Consider the following 12,851-nt stretch of genomic DNA (forward strand, 5'->3'; position numbering starts at 1 on the left):
ACAATTTGTGCGTTAAGGTAGCATATATAGATAATGACATAGAATGGAGAGAGAGGCGTCCTCAAGAGAAAGCAATCCTGCAAGAATGGATAGGAGTAAATAGATATGTTTAAGAACGTAATCGATTTTCTAATGGACTTTGGTGCATGGGGATTGTTTATTCATTCTTTTGCCGACGCAGTTTTTTTTCCGATTCCTGCTTTTTTTCTGCAAGTCCCCTTGAGCTTACTTAATCCGTCCAATGCGCTTTGGTTAGCTACCGTAGGATACATTGCTTGTTTACTTGGCACGCCATTCGGCTATTTGATCGGTAAAGTGCTTGGTCATTCTATTTTGTATAAAGTGCTAAAGAAATCATGGGTTGACTCTGCTAATGAATTGTTTAAGAAAAACGGACATTCAGCGATATTGATTGGGTCGTTCACACCTATTCCTTTCAAGGTTTTTACGATATTGTCTGGCTGCATGAATTTTCCTCTATGGCGATTACTCGCTTACGCTGCTCTCGGTCGTGCCGTTAAGTTCTATGCAGTTGGTATATTGTTCTATTTCTATGGTAAGACAGCAGAAGGTATGGTTAAGGACGTTTCCTTATATATATTTGTTATTGGGGTACCGCTCATATTATTGTTCTTATGGATTAATCGAAGGTACAAAAAGAAAAAGGAACTCGCGACTAAAGAGGGATAATTTACTCATCTCCAACAACAACAGGAGCTAACTTACTAGGTCTGTATTGACCTAATGAGTTAGCTCCTTTGTTGTGTTTGAAGCTTATTTAACCCTGCTAAATGATTTAGAAGCCTTTATATTGAGGTTCTTCATTTTCTAATTGTTGAACTCTGTTCTCAACCTGATCCAGAATTTGCTGTGTTTGGCCAGCTGCATTTGTGTAAAGTGTTTTTGCTTCTTGATTCTGAGTTTCTAATGCAAAGGACTCAAGACTCGCTTGAACACTCTTGAGTGAGGCAACACATGTTTTTACTTGAGAAGCTACTGTCAATGATCTCACCTCCTGATTAAAGTACTTTTTATTATCATGTCAACGATCGTTTTTTATGAGTGTAAGAAATCGACTTGTGTTACCTGTAATGGTTAAACATTCCTAGTGCGAGATTTTCATAATATGGGTCGGTTAAACAAACAATTTATATCATGAGGATGCCAAAAGGATAAGAGGAGGACCTAACTTGCCAGCATGGTATGAAATTGTATATCGAACCTTATTAGCGGTTGTTGCTCTCTTTATTTTCACTAAGCTGTTGGGGAAGAGACAAGTGTCACAGATGTCGATGTTTGAATACATTACGGGGATTACAATCGGTAACTTGGTCGGCTACATATCCTTGGATACGGACATGAAATGGTACTTGGGTTTAATCGCTATCCTTGTTTGGGTTATTGTTTCATTAGGAATTGAGTATTTGCAAATGAAAAGTAAAAAAGCCAGAGATTTTATTGATAGTAAAGGAAGAGTGCTCGTAAAAGATGGGAAAATACTGGAGGATAACTTAAAGCGCGAACGGTTGACCTCTGATGAGCTGATGGAGCAGCTAAGGAAGAAAATGGCGTTTAAGGTTGCAGATGTAGAATTCGCAATTATGGAGCCAAGTGGTGACATTAATGTGCTGTTAACAAGAGAAAATCAGCCCCTTACACCGAAGCATCTTGGGATCAAAGTAGGTCCAGAGCAGGAGCCGCAATGTGTCATTATGGACGGGAAAATTATGGACGAGCCACTCGCAACATTAGGCTTAAGTCGGGGTTGGTTAAATACGGAATTGGAAAAGGTTGGTGCGGCAATAGAAAATGTGTATCTCGGTCAAGTCGACTCCTATGGGGAATTGTATGTAGATTTGTTTGACGATCAGCTCAAAGTACCTCTTCCGCAGAAGAAGGCTGCACTGTTCGCGACATTGAAAAAGTGCGAAGCGGATCTCATGTTATTTGGGTTAACAACGAAAAATAAAAAAGCAAAAGACATGTACGAGCAATGCGTAAATCAGATGGAAACGATCATCGAAGATCTAAAGCCCATACTTCATCGATAGAGAAGGGGGATTATTGTGTCAAATAGTAAGAAAAAGAAATTAACACCTACTCAGCAGGAATATCAAGAAATGGCCAAAAAGCGAGAGCCCGCGAGAGCGATATTAAAAAATTGCTTTCGTGCTTTTATATCTGGGGGGACCATTTGTCTGATCGGTCAAGCGATTACAGATATGTTCATCCATTGGGGTGGCTTTGATAAGGAGAAAGCAGCGAATCCCACAGTTGCTGTATTAATTATCATTTCTGTTATTTTAACCAGTATGGGTGTATACGATAAAATTTCACAATGGGCGGGTGCTGGGTCAGCTGTTCCTGTAACTGGGTTTGCTAATTCGATGGCTTCATCCGCGATAGAGCACCGCAGCGAAGGCCTTGTACTTGGTGTTGGGGGTAAAATGTTCGAGCTTGCCGGATCAGTTATTGTTTTTGGTACAGTTGCAGCCTTTATTATTGGTATTCTGCATCTCATATTCAATCCGAGCAGTGTGGGAGGATGATCGCGAATGCTTAAAGGACATCAAAGCTGGTTGTTTGAAAATCGTCCAAGGATTAAAGGTGAGGCTACGGTTGTAGGGCCGTTCGAAGGCCAGGGACCTCTTGCGAATGACTTTGATATTATCCACGGTGATTTAACGATAGGACAAGATAGCTGGGAAAAGGCAGAAAGGACATTGTTGGAGGAAGCATCCAAGCTTGCTATTGAGAATGCTGGATTGACGCAGGAACAAGTTAACTTTTTTGTCGGCGGGGATTTAATGAATCAGATCATCAGCAGTAGCTTCGCTGCAAGGACATTAGCCATTCCTTATCTGGGCGTTTTTGGTGCTTGTTCTACATCGATGGAGAGCTTAGCTATCGCTGCTAATCTCGTCAATTCACGATCGGCTAAATTTGTACTGGCTAGTGCCTGTAGCCATAATGCAGCCGTGGAGAAGCAATTCCGCTATCCAACAGAATATGGCTCACAGAAACCTCCTACCGCACAATTTACGGTAACCGGTGCAGGTGCATCCATTGTTTCACATGATGGTGAGGGATTGGCAGTGACTTCGGCTACTATTGGACGGATTGTGGATATGGGATTAACGGATCCGTTTAATATGGGGGCCGCTATGGCTCCTGCTGCCGTCGACACCATCCAAGCACATTTCCGTGATATGAGAATTGAACCTGGGTATTATGACTTGATTGTGACTGGGGATCTAGCCAAGGTCGGTTACGAAATTGCCTGTGACTTATTCGATAAGCATAAGATCCCAATGAATCAAACTCAGTATTTCGACTGTGGCATGATGATTTACGATTACGACAAACAGTCGGTACAGTCAGGGGCAAGTGGATGTGGATGTTCGGCGGTTGTTACTTATGGGCATCTCCTTAAACGATTGCGTAGAGGGGAATTGAAGAGAATCCTTGTTGTCGCGACGGGTGCCTTGTTATCACCGCTTTCCTTTCAACAAGGAGAAAGCATTCCTTGTGTTGCCCATGCGGTATCTATCGAAAGTGGGGATATATTATGACCTATTTGTGGGCTTTTGTTATTGGCGGAGCCATCTGTATTATTGGACAAGTTTGTTTCGATGTGTTTAAGCTAACTCCTGCACATACGATGTCATCCTTAGTTGTTATTGGAGCCATCTTAGATGGGGTCGGTTTGTATGAGCCATTTATTGATTTTGCAGGGGCGGGGGCAACCGTTCCCATTACGAGCTTCGGGAATGCGCTTGTTCATGGCGCTCTGAAGGAATTGGAGAAGGATGGGTGGATCGGTATTATTACGGGGATCTTTAAAGTGACTAGTGCAGGCATTTCGGCTGCGATCATCTTCTCGTTTCTCGCAGCCTTGGTCGTCAGGCCTAAAGGTTAAATGTAGGTTAGAATGCTATTCTTGGATTGGACCACAGGCAATTCGATCACCCGAATTGCCAGAAGGGTCCGTTACATAATCATCTTCTTTGTCGTGGATGACTAGAGCAGTTCCACCTGGCTTTAGCAAGGAGTTGGGTGCACCGGTCATCAGTGTGACATTTTTGCTTTTCATCTTTACGTCAACGGTTCCGTCTGATCCCACCTGAATATTCAGGAGATCACCAGAATGAAAGCCTTTGGGATTATTAAAGCCGTGCTGCTTTTGATTAGGGTTCAAGTGTGCACCTGCGGATTTAAAGTCAGGTGTTTCACATTTGCCGACCTCATGGAAGTGTACTCCATGTATTCCCGGTGTAAGATTTTTCGCAGTAATGTGGATTTGCACGGCACCTGTATGCTGAGTGAGCATAGCGGTTCCCACATGCTCTCCCGAGGTGTTGATAATCTTTACCATCACTTGCTTTACTTTTACGGTCACTTTTGAAGCTGCATTGGCGATAGGGCTAACGATTACTGCTGCTAATAGAAAAATACTGAGCAAAATCTTACAGACAAAAATTGTTATCTTTTTCATTGTAGGTTCCGTCCTTCTGGAAGTTGTTTTTTTGATTTTTGCCTATCTTTATTAAAGATCCTTATTTCACTTTGATGATAAGGGATTGATCGACTTCTTGTATGCAACTTCGCCCAGAAATGGCTAACTGAAGCTCCGTTTCGGCGATCAGATTCTGAATCACCTCTTGCACTCCAATCTCCCCAGCTACGGCTAGGGCGTAGGCATAAGGACGTCCCACAAGAACAGCAGTAGCGCCAAGAGCGATAGCTTTGAGAATATCCGCTCCTCTTCGAATGCCACTATCCATGAGAATCGGAATTTTTCCTTGAATCGCTTCGTAAATCAACGGCAGGGATTCTAAGGTTGCGATAGCACCGTCGAGCTGACGACCACCGTGATTGGAAACTATGATTCCGTCAACCCCATGAGCCATAGCCATTAGCGCATCGCTTGGGTGGGTAATCCCTTTAATAAGCAGAGGCAGCTTCGTTTGTCCACGGATAAAGTCTAGCTCTGCCCATGTAAAGCAGGTGTTATTCCCTTCTTCTAAGGCTTTCAATACGGCTGCTTTACTATTTTTATCCGGTGGTTCTTGAAGCATTGAGCAAAATACAGGATCTGTAAAATAATTCCCCATTCCCTGACCTGTTAGAAAGGGCAAATAGGCATTTTGCAAATCCGTCTCACGCCATCCAAGGAGGGTGGAGTCCACTGTGACCACAATAGCCGAGTATCCTGCTGCTTCCGCACGTTGTAGAAAGCTAATCGTCAGGTCATGGTCTTTAGGCGGATAAAGCTGGAACCATCGAATGGCATTGCCCATTGCTTCCGCTACTTTCTCCATAGGAATGCTTGAAACGTTGCTTAGAATATAGGGAACTCCAAGCTTCGCAGCGGCTTTGGCAGGAGCCACCTCTCCGTCGGAATGTAGAATCGTGTTTACGCCAATTGGTGCTAATAAGAAGGGGACTGGAAGCTGAGCACCAAAAAGATTTGTCGACAGTTCACATTTGGAAATGTCACAGCAAATCCGCGGGCGAAGACGGTAGGCCTGGAATGCATCTACATTACCTTGATGGGTATGCCCTGCACCAGCAGCGCCATAAACATAACCAAACGAGGAGGCCGATAGATGCTTCTTTGCACGGGTTTCCCACTCCTCGAAGGATACTGGCAAGAGCCTTGCAGATTCGTCCCCAGATTGATAAATACTCATCTGTATATCTTCACTATGAATCGTCAAATGGTACCCTCCATAAGTGAGCTTTCACCGAAAATGGTTTACACGATTACTTAACAGTCCGTATAATCGTGTCCTTGTTTCAACCTTTATAAACCAGCCCCTATGTAAAGTGTATGAGATTTTGGACAAGGTGGGCATTCGAGATTATCGTTATCATCCGCCAACGATGGAAGAATAAGATTCATTTATCTGACACATAAGTCATAATTCAGGATATATAACGCATGTGACTGTGCTAAAGCTTAAAAGAACGGGTATTATCCTCATCTATTGTTAGCTTTGCGCTCGTATGCTCCCATACGGGCTATTTTCTTCTTTCTATGACTTTGTCTAATCATAATAATTCCTATACTATTAATGTATGTATTAAATAAACAATGTTTTTAATAGCTCACCTAAGAAGGAAGGTCGACATGGCACTAAATATTTTGTTAATCGCAATACTTCTGATTTTAACCGCTTTCTTCGTTGCGACGGAGTTCGCAATCATTAAGCTTCGGGGTAGCCGGGTTGATCAGATGGTGCTTGAAGGCAAGAAAAATGCTGCAGCTGTTCTTAAAGTGACATCCAACCTGGATGGATACTTATCCGCGTGTCAATTGGGTATTACGATTACAGCACTTGGATTGGGCTGGCTGGGCGAACCTACGATTGAAATCATACTCCATCCTTTGTTTGACCAGATGAACATGGGAGAGGGTTTATCCCACGCTCTCTCGATGATTATCGCATTAGCGATGATGACCTACTTACACGTAGTTCTTGGTGAATTGGCACCTAAGTCACTAGCGATTCAGAAAGCCGAACAAATAACTATACTTGTTGCTCCACTAATTATTGTGTTCTACAAAGTGATGTACCCGTTTATTTGGATTCTCAATGGATCCGCTAATTTGCTCCTTCGGATGTTCGGTATGAAATCCGTGGGTGAGCATGAAGATGCGCATTCAGAAGAAGAAATTCGTATTATTTTGTCGGAGAGCTATCAGAGCGGTAAAATTAATAAAGCAGAGTACGGTTATGTGAATCGAATTTTTGCGTTCGACGAGCTACTCGCACGCGAAATCATGATTCCGCGGACAGATATGGTTTGTTTGTATGCAAATAATACGGTGGAACAGAACTTGGCCATCATCAAGAAAGAGCAGTATACGCGATTTCCTGTCGCACACGAAAGTAAAGATCATATCATTGGGATTATAAATACGAAGAAATTTTTCTTAAGCTACGATGTTAACACGGGGTTTGATTTCAAAAAGCTCCTACAGCCGATCATGACTGTACCAGAGGTTATGCCCGTTAATGCATTGCTTAAGAAGATGCAGCTTGAACGAGTACACATTGCATTATTGCTGGATGAGTATGGTGGGACATCAGGATTAATTACAATCGAGGACATTATTGAAGAAATTGTTGGAGAAATTCGTGATGAATTCGATAGTGACGAGAAAAAAGAGATTGAAGCCTTGGCGAATAACCGCTTTTTGGTCGAAGGGGTTGTACTCATCCAAGAAGTGAATCAGTTATTAGGCGTTGAACTGGAGCATGATGATGTGGACTCCATTGGCGGCTGGTTATATAGCAGACTGCCTGAATTCAATGAAAATGATGAATATAAATATGAAGATCTAACCTTCATCATTCGCGAGAAGGATAAAAACCGCATCATGAAAATTGAAATTTCCAAGGACGGGACCATTAATAACAATGAGTTCATTGAGGCTGCATCTGTAAATTAAGCGACTCAACGATACCCACGTCCGGGACGAATTGTAAAAGCCGCCAATAGAGCTGCTGCTAATCCGGCAGTTGCGATAACGAAGAACAACGTCGACATGGAGCCACGCATTAATAAAGCACTAATAGGCGGTCCAGCGGCTACACCGATAAAACGCATGCTACTGTACAACGAGGTCACCGTGCCTCGTTGTTTTTTGTCTATTCCTTCTGTAATGAGCGCGTCCAAGCTCGGTAATGCTGCACCAATGCCGGCTGAGGCAATCGTTAGCATGAGAACAATCCACCAGGTTTGATCCCATTTCACAAAACCTAATAGGTACAAAACAGCGGCAGTAAGAACTAATCCGATGAAGCTCGTCCACTTCATAACTTGCTTATTTTGTCCAATCCATTTGCCACTTAAATACGATAATATACATAAACCAGCTAATGGAATGGCTAGCACTAAGCCTTTAATAATGGGCTTGATGCCACGAAATTCCAACGTTTCCGACAGATAAAATAAGCTGCCGAAAATGATAAACATGCTAATACCGCCAATAGCAAAGATGCCATACAACCATTTACCCTTCATACGTAATAGTGCTATGATCGCTTGGAGAAATTTCTTCAGCCTTATCTTAGAAACTTCTTCTTTATCTTTAGCTGGAGATTTGACCAAGAAAAGAACAAGAATAAAGGAAATCATGCTAAACACGGGAATTGCGAAAAAAGGAATATACCACGCCCAGATTGCAAGCGAAGCTCCTAAGATCGGACTGACGACCTTCCCGAACGTATTCGATGTTTCCACTAGTCCGAGGCTACTACTAACATCCTTATCACTTTTGAACAGATCACCTACTAATGGCAATACAACTGGGAAGCAACCTGCTGAACCCAAGCCTTGTACTAACCTCGCTATAAGAATAAAAATGTAAGCTTTATCCGACCACACAGCGGCTAATCCTGCTCCTACACCTGCTAAAGAGACAAGAATGAGCCCAGGGAGAATAACCGCTTTGCGGCTAAACCGATCAGACAAATACCCGGCAAGAGGAATAAACAAAATAGCTACTGCTGCATATGCCGTAATGATGAGACTAGCTTGTAGAGAGGAAATTTTTAATGCCTTTTGCATGGCAGGTAATACAGGGATGAGCATTGAATTAGCTAATGTCATCGTTAGGGGGATTGATGCAATCGAAATGAGATCCCACTTCTTTTTGGCTTCCATAATGGTCCTCCGGAATTGTGCAATATAGCTTCTTGGAATTCCTAGGAGTGACACATTTACGGTTATCCGTTCAATGATGTCAAGTCTAGCTTAGCCTGTAGTATAGTCAACAACAACTATGCTTAAACGTAACGAACAGAGGATCATCATGGCTGTCAACAAGAGTAGTTATTAGATTGTTTAGGGAGTGATGACCGGGTAAAGCTGCCCCTTGTTCGCGAAGGAAGCTTTACCTGTTTCTTCGGATACAACGAGGACAATGGCATCGCTTATCTCGGATAGACCAACAGCAGCTCTGTGACGCGTACCTGTAATGCGATCATTCCCTTGAGAAGCGGTTAAGGGAAGGATGTTCTTCGCAGATACGATTTGATTGGCTCGGATGAGAACTGCTCCATCATGTAGTGGGCTGCCAGGATAAAATATGGATTCAAGCAATGAATGCGTGATGGGTGCGCCAATGGATATCCCCGGCTGAAGGAGGGAGTCGATAGGATCTTGTCTTTCGACTGCGATTAAGGCTCCATGCCTTCTATCGGACAAGCTTTGGATCGTAAGTGAAAGGTCCATATATCGTTCGATGAAGGGTGACAGATAGCAATTCAAGTAAAAGGTTGCTGCGTTGGATTCGATGCCTAGAAAGTTTTTTTTTATTTTCTCAAAATCACCAAGTAAGCAGTCTTCTTCATTGTCGATAGTGATCATAAGATGTTCTAGCTTCGATACAATTTGTTGGATATCTTCTTTGATTAGTTTCTTCATAGGTGAGAAATCGCACGCGGTCGATTCTGGTGTCATTTCGATATACAACTCCTTGATCATACTCTGAAATAGTATGTAAAATTTGGTTAGCTAATATGCAGGACACGTTCCTTTTTTGAGTGATAGCGTTTTCCTTCAGGAAAGAGAAGAGTATAATGATAGAAAAAAGAAGGAGCGTGGATTGTGATGGAGCAAGCAACTTTGGGTAAGACCGGCTTGAAAGTAACCAAACTCGGATTTGGGGCAATGGAAATTCGCGGACCTCGGGTGTGGAGTGGAAGACCTGTAACGGATGCCGAATCTGAGCAAATCCTAAATGCTGTTCTTGATTGCGGAATTAACATTATAGATACTGCTTACGACTATGGCCGAAGCGAAGAGTTAATTGGACGCTTCATAAGTCATCGAAGACAGGAATTTATTCTGGCAACCAAGTGTGGCTGCACATTAGTTGATCATGGAGATCATGACGAAACTCCACACGTATGGACAAGGGAAAACCTCTTACATAATATTGATACGAGTCTGAGTAGGATGAAGACGGACTATATTGATCTGCTGCAATTACATGGACCTACTGTTCAACAAACGGAAGAAGGACATCTAGTAGATGTTCTCAAGGAAATCCAAGCAACGGGTAAGGTACGCTGGATAGGGATTTCAACTTACTTGCCTCATATTACTTCCTATATTGAATCTGGTCATTATGATACCTTTCAAATCCCTTACTCTGCACTTGAGAGAGAGCATGAGAAGTTAATTCAAGCAGCAGGAGAAGGTGGCGCAGGAGTCATAATCCGTGGTGGCGTCGGTCAGGGTGAACCTGGGGCAGGGCTTGGTCACGCGGATCGTTGGGCCATGTGGGAAAAGGCAGGATTGGATGAGCTTCGTGAGGAAGGCGAGAGCCGCACAGGCTTATTGCTTCGCTTCACCCTTACTCATCCACAGCTGTCCACGACAATCGTGGGTACGAAAAATCCGGAGCACTTAGCAGAAAATGTTCGTTATGCTCAGAAAGGTTCGCTATCGCAAGAAGTATATGAGGAAGCGAAGCGACGTCTTGACGTTGTTGGCTGCGTGCCTATCATTTAACCTCATTAAATAACGGACACTTAGCAGAAGTTTGGCAATGGTGTTCGTTTTTTTAATTCCAATTAATTATGAATTGAGGTGAGAAGATGAACTCCTTTATCCTGTTTCTGAGAAGCAAACGCTTCATTATTCCAGCACTATCATTGATTTTGCTCATTGGCATATTCGTCCTTGTGAGAATATATCAACATGATCAATTGAAGAAAGAGATGATGGATATTGAAATTAATGAAATCCATCTGTTCATGAATCGTGAGGAAGTCGGAAAGCTTTACGGACTAGGTATAGATAAGACAATCGGATGCTTTGGATGCGAGATGAACTTTATTTATCCGAAGTTAAAGCTATTTGGTCGGTACTCTGAAACTTTTGGTAGAATGAATGGCAAGGAGATTAACGACTATAAGAGTCCGCAGGTTAAAATGATAACGACAGCCGATCCAACAAGTAACGTTATGGGGATCAGGATTGGACATTCATTCGATGATGCGACTCGAATTCTAGAATCTAAAGGGTTTCACAAGGTAGGAACAAGCTTTGAATACGTTAAACGGGACTATTATATTCATCTGTGGAATGATGGAAACATTAACTACTACGTTAAAAATAGGATGGAAGCCCCTAGTGGTGAGGATAACATCGGAAGCATAACGATTGGGTATCGTGTGGAGAAGGATGAAGAGATTCAATATTGAATGGAGGAAAATGAAATGAGCTTAGCATTTATTTTTGACATGGATGGGGTAATTATCGACAGTGAGCCGCTTCATTTTGAAGTCGACATACTTACATTGGAACACCTTGGCACTAAGATTACGAAAGAGCAATTAGAGAGGTTTGTCGGGATGACGAATCCCGAGATGTGGAAAATAATAATAGAGGAGTATCAGTTGTCCCAAACGGTACTTGAGATCATCGATTATCAGCTATCAATGAAGCTTAATCATCTTAGGGATATGGATTTTGAACCGATTGATGGAATTAAGGAGCTTCTGGATCAACTAAAGACGCGGAACATCCCAATCGGAATCGCGTCTTCATCCCCTAGGTTATTTATTATGGCGGTATTAAAGAAGTTTCAAATTGAACATTATTTTAAACAGGTTGTTAGCGGTGAAGAAGTGGAGAAAGGGAAGCCAGCACCGGATGTTTATATTGAAGCAGCGAGGCTTCTCGGAGTATCGCCAAGTCAATGTACGGTCATAGAGGATTCCCGGAATGGAATCATTGCCGCTAAGGCAGCAGGGATGACGTGTATCGGGTACATAAATGAAAACTCAGGTAACCAGGATTTGTCGGCGGCAGATCGGATTGTGGCTTCGATTAGGGATATTAACATCAACGATTTGTTAAATGAGTAGGGAGTTATACATATGAAGTTCGACTCTAATTATAGGGTGTGTTTTCCAAAGGAACGGGTATACATATCGAGAAATCATCAATGGGCTTTTGCCGCTTGGGCAATGGGAAGAAAGGTAGGGAACCTCGGGCCTCAAACGACATTATTTCATGTAGATGCTCATTTGGATGATACTTGGGACGGAGTTATTGTAGATGGCTTGTATGAAATGAACGATGAGGTCGATTTCATGCAAGTCGCCGGCAAGCTTGAGATTGATAACTTCATATGGGCTGGATTTGCTGCTCAATTAATCGATCATATTGTTTATGTATGTCCTAAGGATGTCGATCCTTCCGATCCCTTTGACCTGTCTGATTGGAATCTGGAGGGGGAGCAATTACAGCCGATTAAATCTTTACTTATGGAGAGGGAGTATAAAGGCTCGCGATTCGACTCCGTTGTACAGCTAAAGGATCAGCTTGGAAGCCTTACGACTGGAGAGCAGGTATTAAATCTACCTAGCTCTGTCATCCTTGATCTAGATTTGGACGTGTTCAAGCTCAACTTAAATGATCCAAATGATCTGAAGCTAATGCCTGAGGAGCAAATCCGCGATGAGCTCAATTTCCTGAAGGCTCTATACCCTTACGATATGATCACAGTGGCTTTATCACCCTCATTTTGCGGAGGAGAGGACAATTGTGAGCGGCTGTATCAGATATTCCTTGAAGTTTTTGAATTAGAGTTGGCCGATGCGGAGCCCTGGTGAAGAGTGTTCGTGGGAATCAAGTGTTTATAATAGGATTAATTTTTGAAGTCTCTTAAATAAGAGTAAGCAGCTGATAAAGCGCCAACTAGTGCTGTAATTGAAAAGCACATATAAATGTACTGTTTGTAGTACACCAATTCATTTGGAACGATAAAGGTAAAAATCGTGAATAAAATGATAAGCGATATAAACATCTTATTCGTCACTGAC

15 protein-coding genes are annotated in these 12,851 nt (G+C 42.5%); 10 read left to right on the forward strand and 5 right to left on the reverse strand.

The annotated features are described in order from the left end of the window. The first annotated feature begins 105 nt into the window (after window positions 1-105). Window positions 106-690 carry a YqaA family protein gene (locus tag M1K58_RS04940; RefSeq protein ID WP_256757543.1) on the forward strand — a complete coding sequence of 195 codons (585 nt, stop codon included), beginning with the start codon at window positions 106-108 and terminating at the stop codon, window positions 688-690. A gap of 106 nt (window positions 691-796) precedes the next feature. Here M1K58_RS04940 and M1K58_RS04945 read toward each other — a convergent pair whose 3' ends face one another. Next, window positions 797-1,003, reverse strand: coding sequence for a DUF1657 domain-containing protein (locus M1K58_RS04945; RefSeq protein ID WP_256757544.1), 207 nt, complete (start codon window positions 1,001-1,003; stop codon window positions 797-799). 187 nt (window positions 1,004-1,190) lie between these two features. On the opposite strand from M1K58_RS04945, the gene M1K58_RS04950 reads away from it, so the two are divergent. The 4 genes from M1K58_RS04950 to spoVAE are packed head-to-tail and all read left to right on the forward strand — an operon-like array spanning window position 1,191 to window position 3,919. Beyond that, complete coding sequence (locus tag M1K58_RS04950) at window positions 1,191-2,051, forward strand: DUF421 domain-containing protein (RefSeq protein ID WP_256757546.1); 861 nt, start codon at window positions 1,191-1,193, stop codon at window positions 2,049-2,051. A 15-nt stretch (window positions 2,052-2,066) separates the two neighbouring features. After that, a complete protein-coding gene (spoVAC, locus tag M1K58_RS04955) occupies window positions 2,067-2,549 on the forward strand; it encodes a stage V sporulation protein AC (protein WP_256757547.1) in 483 nt (160 codons plus the stop codon). Between the two features lie 6 nt (window positions 2,550-2,555). Beyond that, window positions 2,556-3,572 carry a stage V sporulation protein AD gene (gene spoVAD / locus M1K58_RS04960; RefSeq protein WP_256757548.1) on the forward strand — a complete coding sequence of 339 codons (1,017 nt, stop codon included), beginning with the start codon at window positions 2,556-2,558 and terminating at the stop codon, window positions 3,570-3,572. After that, window positions 3,569-3,919 carry a stage V sporulation protein AE gene (gene spoVAE / locus M1K58_RS04965; protein WP_256757549.1) on the forward strand — a complete coding sequence of 117 codons (351 nt, stop codon included), beginning with the start codon at window positions 3,569-3,571 and terminating at the stop codon, window positions 3,917-3,919. Before spoVAD ends, spoVAE begins: the two co-directional genes overlap by 4 nt. Before the next feature lie 15 nt (window positions 3,920-3,934). On the opposite strand, the gene M1K58_RS04970 is transcribed toward spoVAE, so the two are convergent. Further along, window positions 3,935-4,495, reverse strand: coding sequence for a superoxide dismutase family protein (locus M1K58_RS04970; protein WP_256757550.1), 561 nt, complete (start codon window positions 4,493-4,495; stop codon window positions 3,935-3,937). A 61-nt stretch (window positions 4,496-4,556) separates the two neighbouring features. Further along, on the reverse strand, window positions 4,557-5,720 hold the full coding sequence (locus M1K58_RS04975) for an alpha-hydroxy-acid oxidizing protein (protein ID WP_256757551.1): 1,164 nt from the start codon (window positions 5,718-5,720) through the stop codon (window positions 4,557-4,559). 413 nt (window positions 5,721-6,133) lie between these two features. Here M1K58_RS04975 and M1K58_RS04980 point away from each other — a divergent pair, with 413 nt between their 5' ends. Then, on the forward strand, window positions 6,134-7,459 hold the full coding sequence (locus tag M1K58_RS04980) for a hemolysin family protein (protein ID WP_256757552.1): 1,326 nt from the start codon (window positions 6,134-6,136) through the stop codon (window positions 7,457-7,459). A gap of 5 nt (window positions 7,460-7,464) precedes the next feature. Here the strand turns inward: M1K58_RS04980 and M1K58_RS04985 are convergent, their stop codons facing one another. Together M1K58_RS04985 and cdaS are read right to left on the reverse strand one after the other, a co-directional pair. Next, window positions 7,465-8,676, reverse strand: coding sequence for an MFS transporter (locus M1K58_RS04985; protein WP_256757553.1), 1,212 nt, complete (start codon window positions 8,674-8,676; stop codon window positions 7,465-7,467). A gap of 180 nt (window positions 8,677-8,856) precedes the next feature. Continuing rightward, entirely contained in the window at window positions 8,857-9,474 is a 618-nt protein-coding gene (cdaS, locus tag M1K58_RS04990) for a sporulation-specific diadenylate cyclase CdaS (protein WP_256757554.1), read from the reverse strand. Between the two features lie 150 nt (window positions 9,475-9,624). Between cdaS and M1K58_RS04995 the strand changes: the two genes are divergently transcribed. From M1K58_RS04995 to M1K58_RS05010, 4 genes are all read left to right on the forward strand, one after another. After that, the gene (locus tag M1K58_RS04995) at window positions 9,625-10,530 is read left to right on the forward strand and encodes an aldo/keto reductase (RefSeq protein WP_256758249.1); all 906 of its coding nucleotides are present in this window, start codon (window positions 9,625-9,627) and stop codon (window positions 10,528-10,530) included. 86 nt (window positions 10,531-10,616) lie between these two features. After that, window positions 10,617-11,225, forward strand: a complete 609-nt coding sequence (locus M1K58_RS05000; protein ID WP_256757555.1) for a hypothetical protein — start codon at window positions 10,617-10,619, stop codon at window positions 11,223-11,225. Between the two features lie 15 nt (window positions 11,226-11,240). Then, window positions 11,241-11,891, forward strand: a complete 651-nt coding sequence (locus M1K58_RS05005) for an HAD family hydrolase (RefSeq protein WP_256757556.1) — start codon at window positions 11,241-11,243, stop codon at window positions 11,889-11,891. Window positions 11,892-11,903: 12 nt separating this feature from the next. After that, window positions 11,904-12,641 (forward strand): peptide arginase family protein, encoded by a 738-nt coding sequence (locus tag M1K58_RS05010; protein ID WP_256757557.1) that lies wholly within the window; start codon window positions 11,904-11,906, stop codon window positions 12,639-12,641. The last annotated feature ends 210 nt before the right edge of the window (window positions 12,642-12,851 follow it).

The organism is Cohnella sp. WQ 127256, assembly GCF_024519285.1.
Taxonomy (GTDB): Bacteria; Bacillota; Bacilli; order Paenibacillales; family Paenibacillaceae; genus Cohnella.